21 protein-coding genes are annotated in these 26749 nt (G+C 54.0%); 5 read left to right on the forward strand and 16 right to left on the reverse strand.

Annotated elements, in window-relative coordinates:
- Positions 1 to 151 precede the first annotated feature (151 nt).
- Positions 152 to 943, forward strand: coding sequence for an SGNH/GDSL hydrolase family protein (locus C812_RS13995; protein WP_208855754.1), 792 nt, complete (start codon positions 152 to 154; stop codon positions 941 to 943).
- A gap of 33 nt (positions 944 to 976) precedes the next feature.
- Here C812_RS13995 and C812_RS14000 read toward each other — a convergent pair whose 3' ends face one another.
- The 3 genes from C812_RS14000 to C812_RS14010 all read right to left on the reverse strand — a co-directional run bounded on the left by C812_RS14000 (position 977) and on the right by C812_RS14010 (position 4600).
- The gene (locus tag C812_RS14000) at positions 977 to 1483 is read right to left on the reverse strand and encodes a CYTH domain-containing protein (protein ID WP_016313307.1); all 507 of its coding nucleotides are present in this window, start codon (positions 1481 to 1483) and stop codon (positions 977 to 979) included.
- A 486-nt stretch (positions 1484 to 1969) separates the two neighbouring features.
- The gene (locus tag C812_RS14005; protein WP_016313308.1) at positions 1970 to 3577 is read right to left on the reverse strand and encodes an amidohydrolase; all 1608 of its coding nucleotides are present in this window, start codon (positions 3575 to 3577) and stop codon (positions 1970 to 1972) included.
- Between the two features lie 63 nt (positions 3578 to 3640).
- Positions 3641 to 4600: an alpha/beta fold hydrolase gene (locus tag C812_RS14010; RefSeq protein WP_016313309.1), complete on the reverse strand. Its 960-nt coding sequence runs from the start codon at positions 4598 to 4600 to the stop codon at positions 3641 to 3643.
- Between the two features lie 204 nt (positions 4601 to 4804).
- Here C812_RS14010 and C812_RS14015 point away from each other — a divergent pair, with 204 nt between their 5' ends.
- Together C812_RS14015 and C812_RS14020 are read left to right on the forward strand one after the other, a co-directional pair.
- Positions 4805 to 5587, forward strand: coding sequence for a Cof-type HAD-IIB family hydrolase (locus tag C812_RS14015; RefSeq protein ID WP_016313310.1), 783 nt, complete (start codon positions 4805 to 4807; stop codon positions 5585 to 5587).
- 188 nt (positions 5588 to 5775) lie between these two features.
- Complete coding sequence (locus tag C812_RS14020; protein WP_016313311.1) at positions 5776 to 6711, forward strand: S-layer homology domain-containing protein; 936 nt, start codon at positions 5776 to 5778, stop codon at positions 6709 to 6711.
- Positions 6712 to 6792: 81 nt separating this feature from the next.
- Here the strand turns inward: C812_RS14020 and C812_RS14025 are convergent, their stop codons facing one another.
- From C812_RS14025 to alr, 3 genes are all read right to left on the reverse strand, one after another.
- Positions 6793 to 8160 carry an MATE family efflux transporter gene (locus C812_RS14025; protein WP_016313312.1) on the reverse strand — a complete coding sequence of 456 codons (1368 nt, stop codon included), beginning with the start codon at positions 8158 to 8160 and terminating at the stop codon, positions 6793 to 6795.
- A gap of 46 nt (positions 8161 to 8206) precedes the next feature.
- Entirely contained in the window at positions 8207 to 9139 is a 933-nt protein-coding gene (locus C812_RS14030; RefSeq protein ID WP_016313313.1) for an aldo/keto reductase, read from the reverse strand.
- A gap of 238 nt (positions 9140 to 9377) precedes the next feature.
- Positions 9378 to 10553, reverse strand: coding sequence for an alanine racemase (gene alr / locus C812_RS14035; protein WP_016313314.1), 1176 nt, complete (start codon positions 10551 to 10553; stop codon positions 9378 to 9380).
- Positions 10554 to 10712: 159 nt separating this feature from the next.
- Here alr and C812_RS14040 point away from each other — a divergent pair, with 159 nt between their 5' ends.
- Positions 10713 to 11960, forward strand: a complete 1248-nt coding sequence (locus tag C812_RS14040; protein WP_016313315.1) for a PucR family transcriptional regulator — start codon at positions 10713 to 10715, stop codon at positions 11958 to 11960.
- Positions 11961 to 12063: 103 nt separating this feature from the next.
- A complete protein-coding gene (ald, locus tag C812_RS14045; protein WP_016313316.1) occupies positions 12064 to 13197 on the forward strand; it encodes an alanine dehydrogenase in 1134 nt (377 codons plus the stop codon).
- A gap of 44 nt (positions 13198 to 13241) precedes the next feature.
- On the opposite strand, the gene C812_RS14050 is transcribed toward ald, so the two are convergent.
- From C812_RS14050 to C812_RS14095, 10 genes are all read right to left on the reverse strand, one after another.
- Entirely contained in the window at positions 13242 to 14198 is a 957-nt protein-coding gene (locus C812_RS14050) for a D-alanine--D-alanine ligase (RefSeq protein ID WP_016313317.1), read from the reverse strand.
- Positions 14199 to 14262: 64 nt separating this feature from the next.
- Positions 14263 to 15744 (reverse strand): aminotransferase-like domain-containing protein, encoded by a 1482-nt coding sequence (locus C812_RS14055; RefSeq protein WP_016313318.1) that lies wholly within the window; start codon positions 15742 to 15744, stop codon positions 14263 to 14265.
- 93 nt (positions 15745 to 15837) lie between these two features.
- Complete coding sequence (gene htpG, locus C812_RS14060; protein ID WP_016313319.1) at positions 15838 to 17718, reverse strand: molecular chaperone HtpG; 1881 nt, start codon at positions 17716 to 17718, stop codon at positions 15838 to 15840.
- Positions 17719 to 17843: 125 nt separating this feature from the next.
- Positions 17844 to 19022, reverse strand: coding sequence for a PstS family phosphate ABC transporter substrate-binding protein (locus C812_RS14065; RefSeq protein WP_016313320.1), 1179 nt, complete (start codon positions 19020 to 19022; stop codon positions 17844 to 17846).
- On the reverse strand, positions 19019 to 20308 hold the full coding sequence (locus C812_RS14070; protein ID WP_016313321.1) for a sensor histidine kinase: 1290 nt from the start codon (positions 20306 to 20308) through the stop codon (positions 19019 to 19021). Before C812_RS14070 ends, C812_RS14065 begins: the two co-directional genes overlap by 4 nt.
- A 609-nt stretch (positions 20309 to 20917) precedes the next feature.
- Positions 20918 to 22243 carry a CehA/McbA family metallohydrolase gene (locus C812_RS14075; protein WP_016313322.1) on the reverse strand — a complete coding sequence of 442 codons (1326 nt, stop codon included), beginning with the start codon at positions 22241 to 22243 and terminating at the stop codon, positions 20918 to 20920.
- Positions 22244 to 22261: 18 nt separating this feature from the next.
- A complete protein-coding gene (locus C812_RS14080; protein ID WP_051134951.1) occupies positions 22262 to 23134 on the reverse strand; it encodes a carbohydrate ABC transporter permease in 873 nt (290 codons plus the stop codon).
- 3 nt (positions 23135 to 23137) lie between these two features.
- Positions 23138 to 23980, reverse strand: a complete 843-nt coding sequence (locus C812_RS14085; RefSeq protein ID WP_244268321.1) for an ABC transporter permease subunit — start codon at positions 23978 to 23980, stop codon at positions 23138 to 23140.
- Positions 23981 to 24049: 69 nt separating this feature from the next.
- Entirely contained in the window at positions 24050 to 25489 is a 1440-nt protein-coding gene (locus C812_RS14090) for an extracellular solute-binding protein (protein ID WP_016313325.1), read from the reverse strand.
- A 35-nt stretch (positions 25490 to 25524) separates the two neighbouring features.
- Positions 25525 to 26553 carry a LacI family DNA-binding transcriptional regulator gene (locus C812_RS14095; RefSeq protein ID WP_036625470.1) on the reverse strand — a complete coding sequence of 343 codons (1029 nt, stop codon included), beginning with the start codon at positions 26551 to 26553 and terminating at the stop codon, positions 25525 to 25527.
- Positions 26554 to 26749: the final 196 nt, after the last annotated feature.

The following is a 26749-nucleotide window of genomic DNA, read 5'->3' on the forward strand; positions in this document are numbered from 1 at the left end:
ACTGATTTCCTCCCTTTGTTCATGGTTGCTTCACTCGTATTCTCTCATTCCCGGTTAGACTTGTCCACTTTCGCATGCTTCCGTTTTCTTGTCAATACGAACTGTTTACTTGCACAGGCGAAGAGAACTCATCTACAATAGATATAACGAAATGAACAAGGTTTCGGGGTTTAAGAGGGGTGATATTGTGATCAACGACAGCAAGTTTTTTTCCAAAAATGAAATCAAGTATATGGTCAGCGGAGACTCCATTTCCAAAGGCGTTATCTACGATGAGCAACGCCGTAAGTACGTCGTCCTGGAGAACAACTATGTATCGCTGCTGCAGCAGAAATTGAAGGGTGCGGTTCATAATACCGCGCGGTTTGGTAACACGTTAATGAAGGGGCTCACGAACCTGAAGCGGGACGTGGAGAAGGATAAACCCCACATCGTTTTGATTGAGTACGGAGGCAATGACTGTGATTTCAACTGGAATGAAATTGCTGAGCATCCCGAGGCGGAACACCACCCGAAAACCGACTTTCCTCTATTTGAGAAAATGCTGACCGAAGCGATCCAATTCGTAAAGAGTCAGAACATTGTCCCGGTCCTGATGAGCTTGCCGCCGCTCAACGCCGACAATTACTTCAAATGGGTCAGCCGCAACGACCCGGAAGCGGAGAAGAACATCATGAAATGGCTGGGGAGCGTCACGAAGATTTATTGGTGGCAGGAACGGTACAATTCAACGATTCTGAAAGTATCGGAAATGACCAAGACCAAAATGATTGACGTGCGCGGCGCTTTTCTCGAGCACCCCGATTACACGAAGTTCCTCTGCTCGGACGGCATCCATCCAAACGAAGACGGGCACCGGATCATCTGCAATAAAGTGCTGGAGTTTGTCCGCAATAACTACGGTTTTTTGCTGCGGGAAGGCGGCGGACTGGCGCTGGAATAGAGAGATGTGATAAAACGAAGAGACCTGAGGATGTCAGGTCTCTTTTTTGCTGTGCTGCAAATCGCTCCAAACCTTCTTGTTGCTATATTCTTTGTTGGTGCTAATGTCTGGACCAAACCAGGCCGGCGGCTCAAAGGACCGCGCCTCCTCCTCTGAGCTGAATTCCACTTCAAGAACGATAAAATCGATCTGGTCGTAAACGTCGATCTCGACTGTACGCTTGTCCCATTCGGCAGTCACCCGTCGTTTGGTTAAAGGAATGGCCTGATGAATCCCGATAATTTGCTGATACAACCCTTCCGAAATGGATACCTCCACTTCTTCCCGGGACAGGCCAAACCCTCTTTTGAAGGTATGCGTAAATTGAATCTCTCCGGTACGCAAGTCCTCGATTCTGCGAACCCGCAGCTCCTGATCCTCATGCAGGGCTAGATACGTCTGGTCGATCGCATGTTCCGACCGAACCACCAGCTCTCCTTCCCGAATCAGTTGCTCCGGATACGCCGGCAACAGAAACTTGCGTTCAATTTCCAGCGACAACGGAAAAAACCTCCTCATGTTCTTTTCAGTAAAAATGCAGTAACCGTTCATCGTGAATTCAGCGGTCTTTCATCATCCATTCGGTTGTTATTCATGCTGGATTCAGTCCCCCAGATACACTGGTCATATCCATTATACGAATACATACCTAGGGGGACAATCACGTGAAATTCATACAAGACATGAAGATTGCGCTAAAAATCCGCTTGCTAACAGCCGTCCCGAGGAGTTTAAGCTCCCTGGGACGGCTTCTTTAGGTCATATCGGAAATCTATGCGAAATTTCATATATAAAGTGGCGGAATAGCGAAGGAGAAAGGGAATCTACTCGGTTTTTCATATAGATTTAGGCTGTTTCTTGCGGAAACGAGCAAATCTATATGAAATTTCATACAGATCCCCTTAAATCCGCCCGTTTTGTTAAATTGTATTCGATTTTTCATATACATTGGCGCAAGAGGGGGGGACGGCTTTGTCGCACGCAAGTTTATGGCGCCCGGTAACCGATCTCCCCGTTGACGACGGTCATAAGCACCTGCGCCTGGAGAAGCTGCTCGGGGTCACCTTCAATTTCCCGGTCAATGACCGTAAAATCCCCGGCTTTCCCCACAGCGATCTCCCCGCGCTCTTCCGCTTCCCCGGCGGCCTGGGCACTGCCGCGTGTAAAGAGCGCCACGGCCTCCGCCGTCGTCAGCTTCTCCTCGGGCAAATAGCCCTCGTGCGTCACCTCCGGCGCCCGCCGGGTCACCGCCGCATGCAGCCCAAGGAACGGGCTGAGCGGCTCAATGGGCGCATCGCTGCCGCCGGCGCAGGGGATCCCGGCCGCCAGCAGCTTCTTCCAGGCGTACAGGTACGCCGTACGCCCTTCCCCCACCCGCTCCAGCACCCAGGGGAAGTCGCTGGCCACGAACCGCGGCTGGATATCCGCCGCGAGCGGCAGCGCGGCCATGCGCTGGACGAGCCCGGCGTCCAGCACCTGCGCGTGGATCAGCCGGTCCGGGAGCCGGCTGCCCGGCGTGAGCGGCTGTGCCTCCATCGCGCGCAGCGTGAGGTCAGCGCCGCCGTCGCCGATCGCGTGCACGGCGATCGGGAAGCCCTGGCGCCGCGCCGCCCGCACAATCTCGGCGAGCCGCTCCTCCGGATGGATCGCCATCCCCCGCGTGTGCGGCGCATCGCTGTACGGCTGCTTCAGCAGCGCCGTGCGGCCGCCGATCGCTCCGTCGGCGAACAGCTTCACCGCGCCGATACGCAGCCAGTCGTCGCCGTCGCCGGCCCGCACCCCAAGCTCTTCCGCTTCCTCCAGAAACGGATAGTACAGCAGCTGGTGGGTGCGGAAGGCGATCCCTTCCTCGCGCAGCTCGCGGCAAATACGCTGCATCGTCTCGATGCTGCCGAGAAACCGCAGGTCCTCGGTATGGGCGGCGGTGAGCCCCAGACGCAGCGCGTCGAGCCAAGCGCGGCGAATGGCGTCCTTCTTCGCGGCGTAGTCCGGTTCGGGCTGCGCTCGGGTGAACGGCACCGACGCTTCCTCATACACCCAGCCGGTGAAGCGGCCTTCCTCATCCCTGCCGTATGCCCCGGCTTCCGGGTCCGGCGTATCCGGCGTAATCCCCGCGCGGCGGAACGCCTCGGAATTGGCCAAATACGCATGGAAGCAGGTGCGTGTCAGGAAGATTGGATGGCGGGTGCTGACCGCGTCCAGCTCCTCCAGGGTTGGCGCCGTTGCGGGTACAAACCGATTCTCGTCCCAATTCAAGCCGAGTATCCACTCGCCGGGCGGCGTCACCGCCGCGCGCTCCCGGACGAGTCCCAGCATCTCCTCCTTTGAAGTAACGCCGCTGAAATCAAGCATGGCCAGCTTCATGCCGTGCATGGACAGATGCATATGCGAGTCGGTTAAGCCAGGGAGCACTACCGCTCCTCCCCAGTCCACAGTCTGCACCGCCCGGCCTGCCAGCTGCAGCTTCAGCTCCGCCGTCCGCCCGATGGCGCGGATGCGGCCGTTTTCCACATATATCGCATCGGCTTCTTTTTCAGAGAGTCCGGTTGGCTCCAGCGCTTGGATTCTCCCGTTGATAAATAACGTGCCCGTCACGAACACCGCTCCTTTCTGCCTGCCTGTTCAGCCTGTATGTCAGTTTTTTTCGGCGGGCTCCCCCTACATACCTAGCATAAACTGAACGATCTTGTCGTGCATTCCCGGCAGCCCCTCATGGCCGAAATCCGGGTAAATCTCCAGCTTCTTCGGCGAAGTGATCGCATTGTAGGCAGCAAATTGGGTGGATGGCGGGCAAATCTCGTCCATCAATCCAACCCCCATCAGCACTTCCGCTTGAATGCGGCTGGCCAGATGATGCACATCAATGTAGCCTAGCTTGGCAAACAGCTCCTCCTCCCGCTCATGCTGCGGATCAAAGCGGCGGAAGTACAAGCGTAATTCCTCGTATGCATTCTTGGCCAAATCCATCTCCCATACCCGGCGGTAATCGGAGAGGAACGGATAGACTGGCGCAGCCCGGCGTACCCGCGGCTCCAGCGCTGCGCATGCTAACGTGATCCCGCCGCCTTGCGACCAACCGGTGACGCCAACGCGGTTCTCGTCCACCTCCGGCATCTCCATAGCGATCCCCGTCAATTGTACAGCATCCAGGAAAATATGACGGAACAACATATTTTGCGGATCCCCGTCTACCCCGCGGATGATGTGGCCTTGCAGCGTATTGCCGATCGTTCCGCCAACATCCTCCGATTTACCGCCTTGACCGCGGCAATCCATCGCAAAGACGTGGAAGCCAAGCGAGGCGTACCCCAGCTTCTCGGTCCAGTCGCCGGCATTCCCGGAATAACCGTGGAACAAAATCACCGCCGGCGCCGGGCCGTCTGATTTGGCCGGACGTACGTATTGCGCATGGATGCGGGCTCCTTTTACTCCGGTAAAATAAAGATGATAGCACTCCACACCCGGCAGTTGATATTCCGCCTTCTCCAATTGAACCTGTGGATCCACTGCGCGCATTTCGCGCAGCGCTGTCTCCCAATAAGCGTCGAAATCCGGCAGCTTGGGGTTAATTCCTTTGTACTTGCGCAACTCGTCTAAGGGCTTGTCAATAACCGGCATTAACCTCTTCCTCTCTCCACAATAGGGGCTGATTTTCACCGTCCGGCTGAACTGCCGCAGCAGTTGCCGGGCCATCGCTCACAGTATAGCTTGACAACGCTTTCTATACAAGTGGATGGGAGGCGATGACCGGTTTGCGCGCCCATGGTACACTATTTTTATAGATGAAGAGATAAAAAAACGAAACGGATAGGAGCCATACCTATGAACAACAAGTACAACATCGTCTTCTTTGATCTCGACGGCACGCTGCTGAACGAGGACAAGCAAGTTCCGCAGGATACGATTCAGGCCATTGCTGAACTCAAAGCAAACGGCATCGAGCCGGTGATTGCAACCGGGCGGGCGCCGTATTTTTTTGAACCGATCGCCAAGCTGCTTCACATCGAATCCTTCGTCAGCCTAAACGGGGCTTACGTTGTCTACCGGGGCGAGCCGCTGCTTCAGCGTCCCCTGCCTGCGCGAAGCCTTCAGAAGCTCGTCGAGCTGGCTGGGCGCCATCAGCATCCACTCGTATTTCAGGGGCATGACCGTTACTACACCAATACCGAAGCTCACCCCTTTGTCGTGGAATCCATTAATTCGCTGAAGGTCGAGCATCCGGGATTCGATCCGGAATTTTGGAGCAAATCCCCGGTGTATCAAGCTTTTCTGCATTGTGAGGAGCAGGACGAATCGCTGTATGATGGGCAATTCGATGACCTGCGCCTGATCCGCTGGCACTCGAAAGCGATGGATGTCACGCTCCGCGGCGGCTCTAAGGCGGTGGGCATCGCAGCCATGCTGGAGCGTCTCGGCATCCCTCTGTCCGCTGCAGTCGCCTTCGGGGACGGTCTGAATGATAAGGAAATGCTGCAGGAGGTCGGTTTAGGGATCGCCATGGGCAATTCACATCCGGACCTGCTGCCTCATGCCGATTATGTCACGGCGGCTGTGGATGAGGGCGGCATCCGTCAGGGTCTGCGATATGCGGGACTGATTAACTGAGACTTTTCGCTAAAAATAAGAGATTCTTTGAAACATCTTAAGCCCTTCCTGCGTCAAATGGTTAAACCAGTCTGAATCCGGAAGGAGGGAAATGATACCTTAAGCCTCGCCGGACGCTATGCGAGAGCAGAGCAGACGGCGGATCTGATTCGTTTAACTCATTAATGTTTCCAGGAGGGACTTGACGAATGAAACGGAACAGAACGTTCTCTTTCTCTAAACTTTCCAAGCTGACGCTGCTCATGGTCATCGCGTTCACGATGATGTTTGGCGGTACGGCCTCAGCTTTCAGCGACATTAAAGGTGACCAGGAGCAGAAGGCGATCGAACGCTTGGAGAAGATGGGAATCATTAAAGGCGACCTTCACGGCCGTTATTATCCGGCCCAGAAGCTGACAAGTGCGGAAGCCGTCACGCTGATCGTGAAAACGCTGGATCTCAACTTCGATACGATCCGGTTCATCAAACTGCCCAAAGCCAGCGACTATTACACCAAGGTAAAGGACCATGCTTGGTTTTCCGAAGCCTTTGTGATCGCGAACTACTACGGGCTGGGCATTCCGAAGGACATTAACCCGGCCGCCAAAGTAACGAAGGAGCAATTTAGCCACTGGCTGTTCAAAGCGCTGAGCGTGAAGGGCGAATACGCGTTTACGATGCAATATTTGTCCATCAATGACGAGAAACAAATCAACAAAGATTATATGAACAGCATTCAAGCGCTTCTGAAAGCCAAAATCGTTACCTTGGATAAGAAGGGCAACTTCGGGCCAAAGCAACCGATCTCCCGCAGTGAAGCCGCAGGCATGCTTGACCGGACGCTGCAATTTATTAAAGACAATGAGCCGATTGTGAACCCAGTTCCCGGCTTGTCCAATTTTACCGTGAGCACAGACAAACTCACCAGCGACGTGACGAAGGTGACGATTACGGCGATGGCGCCGCACCCGGGCTACGGTCTGGAAGTGTCGAGCATCTCCTTTAAGGATGACAAGGCAGTCATCGACTATCGCATCGTCGAGCCTCAACCCGGGCAATTTTATCCGCAGGTCATTTCCGAGGTGAAGGCCGTCGCATACATTCCAGCCGGATTCCAGCCGGTGCTGGGCGCTCCATCGAAATAATCAGCATGCTATCATAAAAAGAAAGGACCGCATGGATCCGGCAACAGCCGATCGATGGCGGTCCTTTTTTTATCGTGGGGATTATGCTCGCGGCTCCGGGGTTCCAAACGTCCGAATCCACCGATAGCGATTCACCTTCACGATCGCTACAAAGCATTTCAGGATTTGATCGGATTTCAGACAGATAAACGTCAGCAGCGGCGACAACCCCCATACTACAGCGCAGAGAAAGGATGAAGGCAATACGATCAGCCACATGAAGATTAAATCGTTGTATAACACAAATTTCGTATCTCCTCCGCTGCGCACAATTCCCGTCAGCGCCGGCATTTGATAAGCCGTGCCTACCGCTGTTATGGAGAGCACCGTCATAAACTGCAAGGCCATATCCTTGGATGCCGGTGATATGGCATAGAAGCCCAGCACCATGTCTTTGATCAAGAAGAGCACAGCCCCTGTCGCCAAACCGATTAACACATAAAGAACCTGCAGCGTTTGGGCGTAAGGCTTGATTTTCTCCGGATGTCCGGCGCCAATCGTCTTCCCGATAATCACAGCCGTTGCACTGGCCGAAGCGTATGTGACGACCGATACGATTTGGAAGACTGTTGTGGCGATACTGTTCGCGGCAATCGCTGCTTCCCCCATATGCCCCAAGATTCCAGACTGCACCGCCATGGCCAGCCCCCAGAGGCCGTTGGACATCAGGATGGGAGAGCCCACACTAAGGTATTGTTTGAATGTACCCCGATCAAATTGGAAGAAGTCCCGCAGCGCGAACCGGATTTTGCGATCCACTCGTTTGAGATACACTAACACGATGGCCAACTCGATGATTCGGGCCGTTAGCGTCGCCGTTGCCGAGCCGCGCACCCCCCAAGCCGGGAACCCGAAATGCCCGTAGATCAGCAAATAGTTCAGACAAACATTGATCAGTAACGTCGATACGGAGAGGATAAATCCAACTCTGACCGTCTCCACGCTGCGCAGAGAAGCGAGCAGCAGGTTGGTTGCCGCAAAGAAGAGATAGGAAAAACCGATAATCCGTAAATACTTAGCCCCTTCTGTGATGACGCTTTCCTCGTTGGTGAATAAGGACAGGCAACCGTGCGGGAACAAGAATACCGCCAGCCACAGCAGGAACGCCAGCAGCAGTGCGATGCGCATTCCAATGCTGGCCACCCGCTTGATGGTTCGGATATCCCGCGCCCCCCATGCCCGCGATGAGAGGATGACGACGCCCTCCCCTACGCCCATCACTAGCATTTGCAGCAAAAACTGGATCTGGTTAGCCAGAGCTACACCGGATAAGGCCGATTCACTGTAACCGCCAAGCATGATGTTATCCGATAAGTTAACGCCAAAGGAAATGATATTTTGCAGAGCAATAACAAAAGTTAGTCTAAAGAAGCTGTGATAAAAAGCCTTATCCTGCACCAGAAATTTCATGTTTGCGTACCAGCTTTCATGTATGCTTACTAGCCTTCACGTTTGCTTACCAGCCCAACGATTTGAAGCGGATATCCCGTTCCCATAGCTCTTGCAGTTTTCGCAGTGATTCCTCCGGCAGAGGCGCGCTGCTTGCAGCTACATTTTCACGAAGCTGAGCGCTGTTTCGGACGCCGGGAATCACCGTTGTCACCTCAGGATACGCCAAAACAAACCGAAGTGCCGCCATCGTCATCGTCGTGTGCTCATCTTCCAGGAAGCGAATTTGCTCCACCAGCTTCGCACGGGTCTGAATCACTTCCGGAGACCAGCGGCTGCGCACGCCGGAGAACGAGCTGTTCTCGTCATATTTGCCCGACAACCAGCCGGAATCCAGCGGCACCTTAATAATGAGCGCAACATCTTTCTCCTGTGCGGCCTGGAACGCTTGTGCTGTTTCCTGATAAAAGATGTTGAACATCACTTCCATAACCCCAAGCTGAGAATGCTCCAGCGCCTCCAACATCTCACGGCTGGAATCGACGGACACGCCATATGCCAGAATTTTGCCTTCCGCCTTCAGATCCTCCAGCACTTGATAATGACCGTATTTACCATCCAGAACATCAAACGGCGGATTATGGATCAATACCGAGTCCAAATAATCGGTTTGCAGCCGCATCAGGCTGCGTTCCACCGAATTGCGGATCTGAGATGCGGAATAATCGGTTCCTTCCGGGGAATGACCGAACTTCGTATTGATGACCGCTTTGTCCCGTTTTCGTTCCAACGCTTTGCCGAGTAAGACCTCGCTTTTGCCTTGCCCGTAATTGGGAGCGGTATCAAAAAAGTTCACCCCAAGATCCAGCGCCTCGTGCACGAGCCGAATGGCCTCATCATCCTCCATCCCTGCCCAATCCTGCTTGTTGCCAAGCTGCCAAGCACCAAAGCCGATTTCCGATACCTGCTTGCCGGTTGTTCCGTACCTTCTGTACTTCATCCTCTCACGCTCCTGCGATGTTTGGATTTTAAATAAAGGAACTCATGCCCCAATTCTAGACCGGATCATGTAAGCCGCGCAAGGAGAAATCCGCTCCCCCCCTTTCCTACTTGAAACCTGTCCGCATACAACGTTAAGATATATGACATAAAAGAGGTTTTTCACGGGAAATACCGCAAAAACCTCTTTACGAAAACCGGAAGCTTGGATTATGATGCCATAAGCATGATACCTAATCTTACATATTTAAGATTTGAGGATATACGCGCGGGACTCGGACTCCGAGCTGACAAACGACCTCATAGTTGATCGTTCCGATCCAATCGGCGACCTCGTCAATCGATATCGCCGCCGTATCGCTCGTTCCGCCAAAGAGGATCACTTCCTCTCCCGCTTGGACGCCCTCTACCTCGGTGACATCCAACATCGTCTGGTCCATGCACACTCGGCCGATGATTGGCGCCCGCTGTCCGCGAACCAGCGCAAACCCTCGGTTCGAAAGCGTCCGCGACAGCCCGTCGGCGTATCCGATGGGAACCGTGGCGATCAGCCGCTCTTCACTCGCCCGGAACGTCCGGCCGTAGCCGACGGTTTGGCCCGGCTGGATCCGCCGGAGCGAAGCGATTTTCGTCTTGAGCTGCATCGCCTGCTGCAAAGGATATTCCGGCAGCCGCAGCTGCGGCGAAGGATATAGCCCGTAGAGTGCGATCCCGATGCGAACGAGATCCAGATGCATTTGCGGGAACCGCATCGCGGCAGCACTGTTGCAGCAGTGCTTGATCGGTACGTGCAATCCGTGAGCCTCCAGGGCATCGAGACAAGCTTGGAACCGGGCGAATTGCTCCCACGTATACGTCGGGTCGGGTCCGTCCGCATCCGCGAAATGGGTAAACACGCCTTCCAGGATGACGAAGGGCGCAGCCGCTGCCGCAAGTTCAGCGAGCTCAATCACCGCCCGGGTGCTGGATAAGCCGATCCGGGACATCCCGGTATCCACCTTCAAGTGGATGCGTGCTGCACGCCCGTACTTTCTGGCGCAAGCGATCGTCTCCTGCAGGACTTCCCTGGTATCCACCGTCAAGGTAATGCCCTGCCGAACCGCTGCTTCGACGCCAAACGGTGGCGTGTAGCCGAGCACGAGAATAGGTTGTGATATACCAGCCGCTCGCAGCTCTAGCGCCTCATCAACGAGGGCCACGCCAAGATCATCGGCGCCGGCAAGGATGGCAGCTTGCGCTGCTTGCACCGCTCCGTGACCGTAGCCGTTCGCTTTGACTACGGCCATCAGCCGGCAGCCCTCGGCGATTTGCTTGCGGAAGAGCCTCGTATTGTGGGCGATGGCGTCCAGCGACACCTCCGCCCAAGTTTCCCGATAGCCGGTAGGGGTGGAGACCCTCGATTGCATCATAGTCATCGTGGAATACCTCTTTCCTCATAAATAGTCATCATGAAGCATCTTGAAATTAAGTATAATTCAGCCGCTCCTGCCGGGGTTTGTCTCCCTATCCCAAAAAAACGGCATAATCCTAGTGCGGCTTCACAAACCATATCGCATCGGAGGTGACGTTCGCCTATGTGCCAAGATCAAGACGATATTTTCGAGCCCTATTCCGACAATCTGGAAATGCTCGCGGAGAAGATCAGCGATGTGTTGGGGCGTCCGGTCACGATCGAAGACGCCAACCATCGGCTGGTTGCCTACAGCTCGCACGAGCCGGAGACCGACGCTGCGCGGCTGGCCACCATCGTCGGGCGCCGGGTGCCTGACCAGATCATTGGCAGTCTCTGGCGAGATGGTGTTATGCCTCGCCTATTGGAGAGCGAAGCTCCGATTCGCGTCGCCCCGATTCAAGAGGTAGGGCTTAGCGGCCGCGTGGCGACAGCAATCCGCTCAGGCTCCCGGGTTGTCGGTTTTATTTGGGTGCTGGAAGCGGAGAAGCCTTTTTCGGACCAGGAAATGGCGTTGGTCGCCAAGGCGGCCCAAGCGGCCCGCACCAAAATGGCTAGGTGGCAGCTGCAGCGCCATAAGGAGGAAGAGGCGCATCGCGATTTTTTCTGGCAGCTGCTGACCGGGCATCTATCCAATGAAACCCTGATTCGGGATAAAGCCCAGCGGATCGGGATCACACTCCCTCCGCAGTTCCATGTGGTTGTTCTGCAGTTTGCCGCCGAAGTGAAGGAATCCTGGCAACGGCAAGCGCTGGAGAGATGCGCTCCCCTCTCCGCGAACAGCCGGATCGTGCTGTGCGCCATTAATAAGAATCAGCTGATTTTGCTATTCGCACCGCTAACGTTGGATACGATGGATGGAGTCGCCAGCCAGCTGGGGCTGCTTCAACAGAATTTGCGCACCTTTTTTTCGCCGCAATTCCTAGGTTTGGCCAGCGGATGTCTCTACAGCGAATACGGACGGCTGGAAGACAGCTACCGCGAAGCGCTGCTCCTGCTTGAAGTGAAGCAGCGGTTCCCCAAGGAGACGGGAGATCTCGTGATGTATGGGGATCTCGGGTATTACCGCTACCTGCCCCGGATCTGGGAAGAGCTTCAGCGACATGGCAGCGCAGGCAGCCAACTGGCCCGGCTGCGGGCCTACGATCAGGAGCATCACAGCGAGCTGGTGCACACGCTGGAAGTGTTTTTGGCGCATGACAGCAATGCGAAGACAGCCGCCGAAGCGCTGCATGTTCATGCGAATACCCTGAATTATCGGCTGAAGCGAATCGCTGAAATCGGCCGGATCGACTTAACCAGCATGGAGCAGAAAGTAACCTTATATTTGGAACTCAAAGCTGAACGTTTCGGCGGCAGCAACGCATTGTGAAATTTCACAATACGAGCGGTCTTTTTTCTCATATCTCCACAAACAAAAATCGCAGCTCCTGTCCTATACTGATGTCAGATCGTTTGACAGAGGAGGTTACAGCATGATCGTTGGAGTCCCCAAAGAAATTAAAAATAATGAAAATCGAGTTGCCCTGACCCCATCGGGCGCCTATTCGCTGGTTCAAGCTGGTCACTTGGTATGGATCGAGACCCAGGCGGGTGCTGGCAGCGGCTTTGAGGATACGGAATATGCAGCCGCCGGGGCCAAGGTGGTCAGCAGTGCCGCCGAAGCTTGGTCGGCCGATCTGGTCATGAAGGTAAAGGAGCCGCAGCCGTCGGAGTATGGCTTCTTCCGTCCAGGTCTGATCCTGTTCACGTATTTGCATCTGGCGCCGGAACCGGAACTGACCCAAGCGTTAAAAGATCAAGGCGTGACCGCGATCGCATATGAAACGGTCGAAGTGAACAAAACGCTGCCGCTGTTGACGCCGATGAGCGAAGTTGCCGGGCGGATGTCCGTGCAAATCGGAGCGCAGTTTCTGGAGAAGCCGCATGGCGGCAAAGGCATCCTGCTCGGCGGTGTGCCTGGCGTGAAGCGCGGGAAAGTGACGATCATCGGCGGAGGTGTCGTTGGCACGAATGCAGCCCGAGTAGCCATCGGCCTAGGTGCCGATGTGACGATCATCGACCTGAATCCAGATCGCCTGCGGCAGCTGGAGGACATCTTTGGCGCCAGCGTGCAGACGCTGATGTCAAATCCGCAGCACATTGCCGAAGCGGTTGCAGAATCCGACCTGGTGATCGGCGCGGTGCTGATCCCTGGTGCCAAGGCGCCAAAGCTGGTCACCGAAAGCATGGTGAAAACGATGCGCCCCGGCTCGGTGATCGTGGACGTGGCTATCGACCAAGGCGGCATTTTTGAAACGGTCGACCGAATCACGACCCACTCCGATCCGACCTACGTGAAGCATGGCGTTGTGCATTACGCCGTAGCGAATATGCCGGGGGCCGTGCCGCGCACCTCTACGCTCGCGCTGGCTAACGCTACGCTGCCTTATGCGCTGGAGATCGCTTCGAAGGGCCTTTACACGGCACTCAGTGAACGGGCCGCTCTGCGCAAAGGCGTTAACGTCGCCGCGGGTGCGATCACCTACGCCTCTGTAGCCCGTGACCTGCACTATGAGTATGTGCCGGTTGAAGAGGCGCTGGAGCTGTCCAGCCCGCCAGTGAACTAGGCGATTTCACTTACATCATGAAGAGATCCGCTATCGCGGGTCTCTTATTTTATGTGGGCGCTATGCTGTGGTGTGAAAGACGACTCCCCCCGTTCGGCCAGCGACAGCTCGATGATCCGGTCGAGCAGTTCGCTGTAAGGGATTCCAGCGGCAGCGGCGCTGCGCGGGAGCAAGCTGTTCGCCGTCATCCCCGGTAACGTATTTACCTCCAACACGTAAGGCACTCCGTCCTTGAGAATCATATCGACCCGGGCGTAAACACGGCATTGCAGCAACCGATAGCAAGCCAGCGCTGCTTGGCGTACCCGTGCCTCAACGTCGGGAAGCAGGGTGATCGGCTTTTCCTCTGCCCCGCCATCGCTGTATTTGGCTTCGTAGTCAAACCACTCCGCCCCATTGGCCGCGCGGATGCCCAGCACCGGGAGCAGCTCCCCGTCCAGGATCGGGACCGTGATTTCCTGGCCGGACACCATGGACTCGACGAGCACGGACTCGCCCCAGCAGAACGCTTCCTCCAGCGCGCCGCGCAACAACTCCGGCCGATCGACGCGTTGAACGCCGATGCTGGAGCCTCCTTCATTTGGCTTGACGAACAGTGGATATGTTAGTCCTGCAATCTTGGATTCCCACGATCCGTCCGCGAACATTCGCCGATCCAAATAGGCTCCGTCCGGCGTCGCGATCCCTTCGGTCTGCAGCAGCCGCTTCGTCAGATTCTTATCCATGCATAAGCTGCTGGACAAGACGCCGCTGCCCGAATACGGGATGCCCATCGTCTCCAGCACGCCCTGCACCGTCCCATCCTCGCCAAACACACCATGCAGCGCCAGTAAAGCGAAGTCAATCCCCCTCACCCGGTCGATCAGCTCCTCGCGCTTCGTTAGCTCAATCGGTATCACTTCATATTTATTGGGGTCCAGCTTCCCCACGATTTCCTTCCCCGTCATCAGCGAGACCTCGCGTTCCGAGGAGACGCCGCCCATAATGACGCCAACCTTCATTCTGTTTCTCTCCTTCACCCGTTGTTTTACGTCCATGCAGCACCTAACTCGAACTCTCTTGCAACTAATTCAGATCCCCTAGCAGCTTTGCAGCCATTTCACCAATCAGACGAATCCCTTTCTCAATGTCTTCCTCCGACACCCGCGAGAAGCCAATACGCATCGTATTCCGCCCCCCGCCGTCAACGTAAAACATATCCCCCGGAGTGAAGAGGACGCCCTGATCTGCACAAAGCTCGAGCAGCTTCCACGTATCGAACTCCTCCGGGAACTCCAGGAACAAATGTAACCCGCCGCTTCCCGACAGCCGAGAGAATGGGACGTACCGTTCACAGCAGTCCTTCGTCCATTCGTACTTCCGCCGATATTCGGTCCTGGCCCGTTTCAGATATTTTTCGAGATTCCCGTTCAGCAAATATTGATACAGCAAAGATTGGTCTAACGTTGAGGTATGAATGCTGCGCGCCCGTTTGACGCTTTCCAGCACCTCGATCAGCTCCCGATCCGCTAAGATCCAGCCAACGCGAATCCCCGGGAACAACACCTTCGAGAAGCTTCCCAAATACACCACGCCGTTCCCCTGCCCAGCCATCGCAATCAGCGGCGCAACGTGAGAGCCGGAATACCTCAGCTCCTCATTGAAACCATCCTCGATTACAGGCACCCGGTAGCGGCTAAGCAACTCCAGGATGGCCAGTCGCTTCTCGGCAGACGTCACAATGCCGGTCGGATTGTGATAGGAGGGCACCAGGAACGCGCCGTCGAACGGCTGCGCCTTCAGCTCGCGCTCCAGCGCTGCAAGGTCCATTCCGTCCGGCTCCATCGGGATTCCGGTGATCTCAAACCCGTGACGCCGCAAATTTTTGATCGCGGTCTGATGCGTTGGGTTCTCACAAAACATGCGCCCGCCTGCGCTTCCAGCGCGCCCCATCGCTGACAACACGATGTCCAGCCCTTCCGTAAACCCGCTCGTAATCAGCAAATCTTTGCCATGCAAATCCACGCCTTTGCGTTCCATATAATTCAGCAAATATTCGATTAGCGGTTTATATCCTTTTGCGTATCCATAGTTCAACAAGACGCGGCCTTCCACTGCCATCCGATCCAGAAATGCGCGTTTGACATTCTCCAGATCAAACAGCTGCTCGTCAGGGGCGATGCTCGTAAATAAAATAGCGCCTTTCGCCGCCCGCAATCCGGGCTTGCTGCGCTTCATATGGTCGAGCTCCACAGACAACCGGGCCTGCCGGTTCATTCGCTCGCGCCAATCTATCCGCCAAGCAGGGGCCGCCTGCCCGCTGCGGGCAGAGACCTCGGCGACAAAGTTCCCTCTGCCTGTGACCGCATACACCAGCCCCTCATCCTGCAAGGCTTCGTAGGCGGCAATGATACTGCCCCGGCTGACGCCCAGCAGCTCCGACAGCTCCCGGGTTGAGGGAAGCTGTTGCCCGGCCTGCAAAGCGCCTTGCATCATCAGCCGTTTGATATAATTTTTCACCTGTACGTAAACCGGCGTCTCCGCCGCAAGCTTAAATTCATGAAACACCCTGTATCGCCCCCACCCTCATGATGGCATATTTCAGGCCAAAAATAAAAGAACCACCCTCCCGCATTTTTCGGAGGAAGGTGGTTCTTCCGCTTATACCATCACTTTGCAAATGTCGTTTGTAAATTCGACTGGATCGTTGATCGGCAGCCCTTCGATCAGCAGCGCCTGATTGTAGAGCAGGTTCGTGTACAACGCCAGCTTCTCTTTGTCGTTCTCGTAAGCCTTCTTCAGCGACTGGAAGACGTCGTGGTTCACGTTGATCTCCAGCACTTTCTCGGCTTTCACCGACTGGCCGTTAGCGCCTGGCATCGAGTTCAGTACTTTTTCCATCTCGATCGTCAGCTCGCCTTCTGTCGATAAGCAGACCGGATGGGATTTCAGACGTTTGGACGCTTTGACTTCCTTCACCTTGCCCGACAGCAAGTCCTTCATCGCGGCGAACAATTCCTTGTTCTCATCCGTATTCGCCTTATCTTCGGAATTGTCGGCTTCAATGCCCAAATCCCCGCTCGATACCGATTTAAATTCCTTATCCTTGTATTTCATGATCATCTTGATCGCGAACTCGTCAATGTCGTCGGTGAAATACAGGATCTCATATCCTTTATCCAGTACCAGCTCCGTTTGCGGCAGCTTCTCCAGCCGTTCCACCGATTCGCCGGCCGCATAATAAATATACTTCTGGTCTTCCGGCATGCGGGAGACGTATTCATCCAGCGTAACGAGCTTCTTCTCCTTGGACGAAGTGAACAGGAGCAGATCCTGCAGCACGTCCTTGTTGACGCCGTAGTCGTTGTATACGCCAAACTTCAGCTGGCGGCCAAACGAGGCATAGAACTTCTCGTATTTCTCGCGGTCTTCCTTCAGCAGCGTCTGCAGCTGGCCCTTGATCTTGCTTTGGATGTTCTTCGCAATCAGCTTCAACTGACGGTCATGCTGCAGCATTTCCCGAGAAATGTTGAGCGACAGATCCTCGGAATCCACCATCCCTTTGACGAAGCTGAAATAGTCTGGCAGCAGATCCGGGCATTTGTTCATGATCAGTACGCCGTTGGAGTACAGCTCCAGCCCTTTTTCGTATTCCTTGGTGTAATAGTCAAACGGCGTTTTCTCCGGAATATACAAAATCGCGTTGTACACGACCGCACCGTCGGCTTTGATATGGATATGCGATACCGGTTTGTCGAACCCGTAGCGTTTCTCCATGTAGAAGTTTACATAATCCTCTTCCGTCAGCTCGGATTTGTTCTTGCGCCAGATTGGCACCATGCTGTTGATGGTTTGTTCTTCGGTAAACGTCTCGTATTCACCTTCACTGCCTTCCTTCGGCCGGCTGCTCGTGACGTCCATCTTGATCGGGTAACGGATGAAATCCGAGTATTTCTTGATGATCGACTTCAAACGGTATTCCTCGAGATACTCGTCATATTGGTCGTCTTCGGAGTTTTCTTTGATCTTCAAAATAATATCCGTACCCACCGTTTCCTTCTCATACGGTTCGATTGTATAGCCGTCCGCCCCTTTGGACTCCCATTTGTAAGCTTCGTCCGAACCCAGCGCCCGGCTGATCACGGTAACCACATCGGCGACCATAAACGCGGAATAGAAGCCAACGCCAAACTGCCCGATAATGTTATGGCCATCCTTCAACTCATTTTCGTTCTTAAACGCATACGAACCGCTGTTAGCGATCGTTCCGAGGTGCTTCTCCAACTCTTCCTTGGTCATGCCGATCCCGGTATCGGAAATCGTCAAGGTGCGGTTGGCTTTATCCGGCTTAATTTTAATAAAATAGTCGTCCTTGTTAAATACCAGCTTGTCGTCCGTTAACGCCCGATAATAGATTTTATCAATGGCATCGCTGGCGTTCGAAATCAGCTCACGCAGAAAAATTTCCCGCTGTGTGTAAATCGAGTTGATCATCATTTCCAGCAGTCGTTTGGATTCTGCTTTAAACTGCTTTTTCGCCATGAATCGGATCTCCTTCCTTTCACCCCATGAGGGAACTTGTCTAACAACATATTAGCACTCTACAGAGCAGAGTGCTAATTCCTAGTTTTTAGTTTATCGATCCGTAATTCGAGTGTCAATACGTACTAGGGGACAAGCGGTGTGTACCCCGTTTGCTCTACTAGGTACTGCCCCTGCGAGGATTGAATCCATTCGATCAGCCTCTCCACGTTCGGATTGTCGCTGCCCGCCGTCACCGCATAAAACTCAGCCGCAAACGGATATTCTCCGCTGGCGATCGTCGCTCGTTCCGGCTTCACGCCATCGATGGTCAACAGGCGGATATTCCCGTTGTTCACCATCTCCGTGGCATAGTATAGGAACGAATAGCCCAGCGCGTTTTTGTAGTTGCGGTAATCCGCAGTCCGCGAGATGATGCCGCCCATTCCGGAAGCTACATTCTCTTTGGGCGGTGTGGCCAGCTCCCGTCCATCCATCACCCGGATCAGCATCGTCTGGCTTCCGCTGTCCTCCGGACGCTGAAAGGCGCGGATTCGCTCATTTCGGCCCCCCACTTCACTCCAGCGGGTAATTTCCCCCGAGTAGATCCTGCGGATCTGCTCTGTCGTTAGCCCGGTTACCGGATTCGACGCATTCACAAAGAAAACAAACGCCTCACGGCCAATTGGGGTGAGCTTCAATTCCTTGCCCTGCTTGCGTGCAGCAGCGATTTGCCCCTCCGACGGCGCAGCGGCGAAAATGATATCCGCCCGACCTTCGATCAGATTCTTATAGGCCACGGGCGTCGTATTCACCATAACCTCACTATCGTAGAGATCATACTCCTGACGAGGATATACCGCCTGCGCAAATGCGGCATACAAGGGATAAAGGGCTGTTGCTCCGTCAAGCCGCGGTAAATCCTCTGTTAATGTCAATTGAGAAGGTTCCGGCAATACTGCCAATTTCCCCGTGTCAGCAAACGGCCGATATGGCCACATATCTACCTCCTGGTCGCTGACGACCGGGATGCGTTGATGGTAAGCCTGGCGAATCTCGTACCCCGCCGTGGTCAAGCTGACCAAAATCACGACAGCAAGGAGCGAGAAATACAACTTGCGCCGATGCCGCTTCGGCAAAAACATCAAGAAGGCCAGGAAGACAACCAACACAGCCGCAGCAACCAGCACCAAAGGCGCATAGAACAGCGCGCCGCCGGCCAAAGAGACGATCAAACTGGCAACAAAACCTAAGAATAAGATCACGCTGGACAATAGAACACAGAGTACAATTTTGGCCGCAAGCTCTCCAACGGATTTGTTCATCCTTTATCCATCTCCTTTGCTTTTTCTCCCCGGTTATAGATCGGCAAGCTAATTGTAAACTTCGTCCCCGCTCCAGGTGCGCTTTGCACGCTCACCGTACCGCCAAATGAAAGAATCGCCTGATAGGAGAACGTCATCCCCAGCCCTGTTCCATTCGATTTCGTCGAAAAATAGATGGATCCCAGCCGCTTGGCCTGCTCCTCCGTCATCCCAATCCCGTTATCCTGAATGGTTAAAACGACCTTACGCGCCTCAACCTGCAAACGCAAGGTAACGATGCCCCGGGTATTTGGCAATTCGGCGCATGCTTCGACCGCGTTTTTGATGAAATTGACGAGGACTTGCTTCATTTTATCGGGATTGGCTAAGATCCAGACCGGCTCCGGTGGGTTCCCAATTTCAAGCAATACATTATGCATATTGGCATATGGGCTCATGACATCCTTCGTAATCCGGAGCAATTCCTCAAGATTGGTAGGTTCCTGCTTATTGCCAATCGGTTTAGATATCGCTAGGTACTCGGATAATATGTACTCTGTCCGGGCGATCTCGCTCATGCAGATTTCAATATAGCGCTCGATTCGGTCTCGGTCTGAAACCCCGTCGCGGATCAAGGTAAGGAACCCTTTCACTGCGGTAAGCGGATTCCGAACTTCGTGGACCAATGAAGCCGCGACATGGCTAATGGCCCGCACCCGCTCGTTTTGCGCATAGCTGATAAACAGATCCTTCTCAATGACCGCTTTTCGGAACAATGTAATCAGCATCCAGCAACCCAACAAGTTCTGCATCGGAATGACCACCATGTGAAAGGTCAAATTATCGATGATCGATACCGGATTTTCCAAATAGACAGCCACCAGCGGCGTGATCGAAAAGAATACCCCCGCCAAGAGTAAGATCAATGACCGCTTTTCCGATTGATAATAAATGCGATACAGCAGGTAAGAACCAGGGAACGTCATCAGCATGATTACGATCGCGATGAATACCCCGTCGCCTCCAATGTATAAACGGTACAATAGAAACTCCGCTAAAAGGATAAATCCCGTCTGTAATCCCCCAAAGATCATACCGAAGAAAATGATCGTGTATCGTATATCATAAAAATATCCGTGGACGACAGAGGCGCCAAACGTCATCGAAAGAAACAAACATATCGCGCTGGAGAGCACAATGAAGCTCTTCGAATAGTTACGGGACTGATCCCGGTAGAAGATGTTGTACATTACAAATGGCATATGAGCAAAGAACATTTGAAGAATAATGTCTTTAAGAATTGTCATGCATGCTCACCCTTTATTGGCTGATTCGACTATCCCCTGGTATGTATAACCCTTTTATTCCATGTATCTCTCTATAAACCCTTTTTCTCAGAAATAAAACATGGACTAAAATACATTTATGGCATGTCCAGCCGTCCGGAAGCATAGGCTGTAGAAGCAGGGCTGGCCTGCGATCCTATCTCCTTGAAGGATGATTTCTCGTGTCGTTAAAACGCTCCACCTTCATCCGGACTTATTTTCTGCGCCGTTTGTGGCAGAAGGGCTCCCATATCTTCACCGGAGAAATGGCTCTACACCCCTCTGACGCTTGGGAAACGACCGCTGTATTTTTTTGCTTGGCGAAAAAAAACACGCTCGGCTCAACCAACGGTTGAATCGAGCGTGTATAACTTAGATTAGGGGGCAGCAGATAGGTCTGCCCCCTTTTTGCACCATTATCCCCTTGGGTCAGAGAAACCCGAATAACTCGGCTCAGAAACGTTATGCAATAGTTCGAAGGGGCTATCCATCCTTATACCGGATCAAACGGGATAATCCTGCAAAAACGCCGAACGACAGGCCATCGCCTGCGCCAATAGCACCTTGGCAGGACGGTCCAACACCGCCGAGTTAGCAGACACCGAAGGGGAATCCGTAATCACTGGTTTCATGCGGATTCGCCCGTGGTTCCTGCGCGAGATAAACCGGATTGGTCAGGCAGGTCATCACCTCAAGCTGCCAATCCGGCAAGAATCTCCGCGCTTCCACACGATAAAACAACCGATCCGCCGGCATGCGGCACGCGATCTCACGCTCGCCCCCCTGCACGATCCATTCCTGCTCCTGACCGTGGTTTGACCATACGCTAACGCGATCTCCCTGCGCCCCGCGAATCGTGATCACCAGTTCAACCTCTTCCCGTCCATCCGCTACCTCCAATTCCTCACCGATACCAACGCCATCGACCGTCAACGTGAGGAACGTATCATCCGGCCCCATCGACAGCACTACCGCCCCGCGCTTTACGGCGTCTAGCACAGACGCAACCGTCTCTTCTGCGACGTACACATGCGTGGTTGGCCCTCCGTGCCGAACGAGCGAATGGTTCTCATGCGTATCGCTGCCTCCCACCGCCACGATGCGCCGGCCTTCGGCAAGGCGCTGCTGCCACCAGGTTACTGCTGTTTCGTTCAGCTCCCGCCATGGCCCGTTCCACACCTCAATTGCATCAAACGGAACATCGAAACCAAGCTCCCATGGACAATCCAGGCAGAACGGGTGATTCAGCGCAACCAACGCCCCCTTCGCTTGCGCCTGACGCAGCTCCTTGGCTGCGTCTTCTGCCGTTAACACACGAAAGTCTGTCAATGCATCCGGTTGGCCAAGCAGGTTAGCATGGCCTTTGTAACTCGTAAGTTCCACGCCGGGAATCAACAACAGCGTTTCGTCCTGCGCCATCGCAAAGCGGTTTTGAGAGGCCGTATTATGGTCGGTTAACGCTAGGAAATCGAGGCCTTTGTCCCGGCATGAGGCTATCGCTTCACTGATCGTGTACTTCCCGTCGCTGTGAACAGTATGGGCGTGCAAATCGCCTTTAAGCCAATGCGGATGCTTCATGGTGATCATGATCTCAACCACGACTAATATCCCTTCTGCGGGCACTTTATAAGCCCCTAACAGCACCGCCCATTCACCGGCTACAATAGGCCCAGCCAAGTAACCGGGCGTTGCTTTCTCCAACCCTATTTGAAAACCGTCCCGCGCTCCGCCGCTCCAGCCCACGATCCGGTCCGGCGAACGCAAACCAAGATCAACCACGGAACGGTCATTTTTTTCATAACGATAATGGACTTCAATGAATTCCACCCCCTCCGGAACGGAGAAAACGACTTCGGGGTACGTCCGCTCTTGTTCAGGAACAAGCCAAACCCGGTGCTCCAACCGATGTTTTGCCATATCTTCGCAGCATCCTTTCTATTCCTTGCTCGCGCCCAGCATAATGCCCTTCATAAAAAACCGTTGCACAAACGGGTACACCGCAATCAGCGGGAGAATCGCGATTACGATGCCGGCCATTTTGACGTTGGTCGTCACCAGGTAATTGCTCGACACGCTGCCCGTATCGATAATGATCGACTTGAGCGCAACCTGCAGCGTATACTTCATGCTGTCGTTAATGAAAATGAGCGGTGCCGTAAACATGTTCCAACGCCCGACGAACTCGAACAGCGAGACGGTGGCAAGCCCGGGCGCGGCCAGACGCAAATAGATTTTCGCGAAAATCCAGAAGTCCCCTGCCCCGTCCATCCGGCTTGCTTCGGCAATCTCGTAAGGGATGCCCATGAAGAAGTTCCGCATCAGCAGGATCGAAAATCCGGACACTAAACCGGATAACACCAACACCGTCAGCGTATTAATCAAATGAAAATCCTTATTAACCACGTACAGCGGAATCAGCACCGCTTCCTGCGGGATCATCATCGTAAGCAAAATAAACGTGATCATCGCCTTTTTCCCCGGTACATGCGGATGAATCAGGACATAACCCGCAAGCGAGGAGAGCAGCACGTGCAGGACCGTTCCTACAACGGTGACGATCGTGCTGTTCAGGAACGGCCGCCATAGATCAAGGCTCTCCCAAATTGTTCGGTAGCCCTCCGCGCTAAACTCGGTCGGAAACAGCACAATATTCGGCTGCATGGAAGCCAGCCCCGACGAAAACGACAAGGCCAACACGTTCAGAAAAGGAACGATCATCACAAGCATTAACAGCAGCAGAAACAGCAGATTTATGGCGTCAAATGATTTATTTCTCCAACCCAAGCGTTCGAAACGTTCGCTCCCCATCATTTATCCCACCTCGTCAAATCGGGTTAATTTGCGCACGACCAGCGTCAGCGCCAGGGTGAACAGCAGCACCAGAAAGCTGGCGGCCGCGGCGACGCCGACTTGCATGTTCATAATCCCTTTCTCGAACGTGTACACCATCAGTACATCAACATCCGGTGCCGTCGACGGATTGCGCAGCACAAATACCTGATCAAAGATCCGCAGCACCCCCATCGTATTCAGCAGAAAAACTACCTTCATCGTGCTCAGCAGCTGAGGCAGCGTAACGTAACGAACCTGCTGCCAGCGGGATGCCCCGTCTATCCGCGCCGCTTCATAGAGTGATGGATTAATCGTCACGATACCGGCCAGGAATAAGATACAGCTATAGCCCATGTCCTTCCAGGTCGCGACGAGGATCATCACCCAGCGGGCCCAGAAGGACTCGGCCAGAAAATGAATGGGTTGCGTGCCGGTCAAGCGCTGCAACAGTAAATTCACGAGTCCGGTATCGGGAGACAGCAGGAAAATCCAGATCCCCCCGACGATAACCCAGGACAGCAAGTGAGGGATATAGAGCACCATTTGGGCGGTTTTTTTGAAACGGGCATGCAGCACTTCGTTTAAGGACAACGCCAGCACCAGCGGGGCGATAAATCCTAAAGCCAGAATCCCTCCTCCAATCACCAACGTGTTCGTCAATGACTTCCAGAAGAACGGGTCATGCCAGACCTGCGAATAATTCGCAAGCCCGGCATACGGACCGTCCCCCATGAGCCGATAATCCTGAAAGCTGACCTGCAGCCCCTTAATGAGCGGATAATAACCATAGACGAGAAAATAGATGGCTACAGGGATCATCATGAGATATAGAGCGGCATACTTCCGCAGAGCTTTCACGGTTGATCGTCACATCCTATTCTTGTTCTTGGCCTATTCGTCGATGAGGTTGGCTGCCTTCAGTTCCTTCTGCATTTGGCTCACAGCGTCGGCTGCCGGCATTTCTCCGGACATGGCCTTCAGCGCGTAGTTTTGGACGATTTTTTCAGCATCCGCCCATCCTGGCAAAGACAACTCCAATGTGGCATATCGCTTGACCAGATCTTGCGCTTCCTGCACACCTGGTAACTTGCCGAACGGCGGCTTCACGTTCTCGTTGTACCAGAACGGTACGCCGTGGTCCATGTTGTGCTCCTTGCCGGTGGCGGTCAAGGTGTATTGATCTCCATCCTTCGTGTAATCTACGCCTTCGATCCCCAGGCTGCCCAGCATAATTCCGGCTTCGGAATGCCAGAACTCCAGGAACTTCTCCGCCGCATCCGGATGCTCCGCATTCACCGGCATCATCCAGTAGTCAGGATCCCCGCGACGCATCAACAGGCTGCCATCCGGTCCTGCCGCACTAGCCAAAGCTTTCGCTTCAAACGTAGTGTTCGGGTCGGCTTCCTTGCGTGTGCTGTTGAACATCCCGACCCAAGCATCCCAGTACGTAACCATGCCAACGCGGTCGGTTAAGAAAAGGTTGCGCATCTTACCGGTATCGTTCGTGACGAAGTTCGGGTCCATGATACCTTCCTTCGTCAGTTTAGCAAACCATTCGTACATCGGGATGGCGGCATCCGACGCGTACGGAATCGTCCGTTTGCCGTCCTTCAGTACGTAGCGATATTTCAAGCCAGCCGCACTCATAAAGCCTTGAATATCATACAGCCCGGAGGTGCTGAGTCCATAAGTATCGGCTTTGCCATTGCCGTCTGGGTCCTGTTCCTTGAACGCCTTCAGCACGTTGTAGTAATCGTCCAGCGTTTGGGGCTCCTGCAGGTTCAGCTTGTCCAGCCAGTCCTTGCGGACGATCGGCATCGTACCGCCTTGAAACTTCGCGAATACGGCATAAATGTTGTCGTCCTTCCCTTTCAACTGCTCCCATTCCTCGGACGGAATGACGCTGGGATCCGACAATTGACTCGATCCTTGCACGAAGTCTGTTAAGTCCGTCAGTGCGCCTTGATCGATGAAGCTGTTCAGTTTGCCAAGGTCACTGCCTTCAATGAGGTCGTATTTCTCACCGGAACCCAGCGCCGTCAATACCTTTTGATCATAGTCGCTGGCCGGACGCTCAATCGTCACATCGATACCGGTCAACCGCTTGATTTCCTGCTCAAATTTGGCGTTTTCCTCCGGGGTTTTGCCGCCTACGTTGGCCGATAGAATCCGCAGCTTCATGTCCCCTGCCGACGCGTCTGTCTGCGCTCCGGTAGAAGTATTGCTTGACGTTCCGCTGTTCGCCGCAGTACCGTTATTTCCGCCACAGGCCGATAGCAGCATGGAACTAATCGTCAGCAGTGCGATGAGATGAGTCGCTTTCCTTTTCACGGGATGATTTCCTCCTTGGTTTCTCTTCTAGAATCCTATCCTTGGGGTGGCGCGCAAGATCCACGTACCACAATCTCTGCCGGAATCAGCGTTCGCTTGGCGAGACGCTTGCCGGATTCGAGCTGCTCCAGCAATAACAGCATGGACTCCTGCCCGAGCTGGTCGGCATGTAAACGAACCCCGGTGAGGGGCGGTGAAAATTCCTGCGCCAATGGGCTATCGTAGGCGAAGGACAATACGGACAACTGCTCCGGTATACAGAGCCCAAGTTGCTCTGCGGCCTGGTAAACGCCTAACGCCATCGAGTCGGTGTCAGCAATAACCGCGGTGATACTCGGATCCGCACGTAGCTGAGCCAATACCGTGTTACAGCCAAAGGTGAGAGACGAGGTGCCGCCGTCCGGTTTATGCACGATCATGTCCTTCGGAGGCGTTAGCCCTGCCTGCTCGAATGCATTCAGGTAACCTTGCCCGCGGTCAACCGCCACAGTTCGATTCACCGGCGCATTCAGAAACAGAATGCGCCGGTGCCCAAGCGACATTAAGTACTGTGTCGCCTGCGTAGCGATCACAACATTATCGTTGTCGACATAGGAGACCCGGGACTGATCCTCCTCTGACGGACGACCGATGACCACGATGGGAATCCCCCGCTGTAAACAATCGTCAATTCGGGAATCCCCGACCACCGCATCAAGGATGATCTCACCGTCCACCGGATCGGAGGCGATGTGTTCCACCTGATTTTTATAAGTCGATGACACGGTGTTGATTAACAGGCGATATCCTTGCTCATAACATACAGGTAACACGCCATTGAGCAGCGAATACTGAAACTGGTTCATCTTCGCCTTCTGCTCGCCTTGCATGTTCAGGCCGATGATGCGCGTCGTTTTGCTCACCAGACTACGGGCCCAGTAGTTTGGCCGGTAATTCAGCTCTCTTGCCACCCGGAGAACCTGTTCTGTCACTTCTTTGCTGATAGGGCGTTTTTTGCTGAACACACTGGATACGGTGCTCTTTGAAACCCCCGCCGCCTTGGCCACATCATCAATCGTTGCCACGTTCAATCGTTCCTCTCCACAATTCGTACTAGTACGAACCTAGATTAAACCGGTTTTGTTAAACCCGTTTCATCTGCCCGTGTGAAGTTTGTAAAATTACAGCTTATTGCTCAGAAAAACCCGTTTAATTGAGCAACAAAAAAACGGCCGTTTCATTTGGCCGTTTTCATAGACTAGATATGGAAGTATCGGTATT

The sequence above is a fragment of the Paenibacillus barengoltzii G22 genome (assembly GCF_000403375.2).
In the GTDB taxonomy this organism is placed as follows: Bacteria; Bacillota; Bacilli; order Paenibacillales; family Paenibacillaceae; genus Fontibacillus; species Fontibacillus barengoltzii.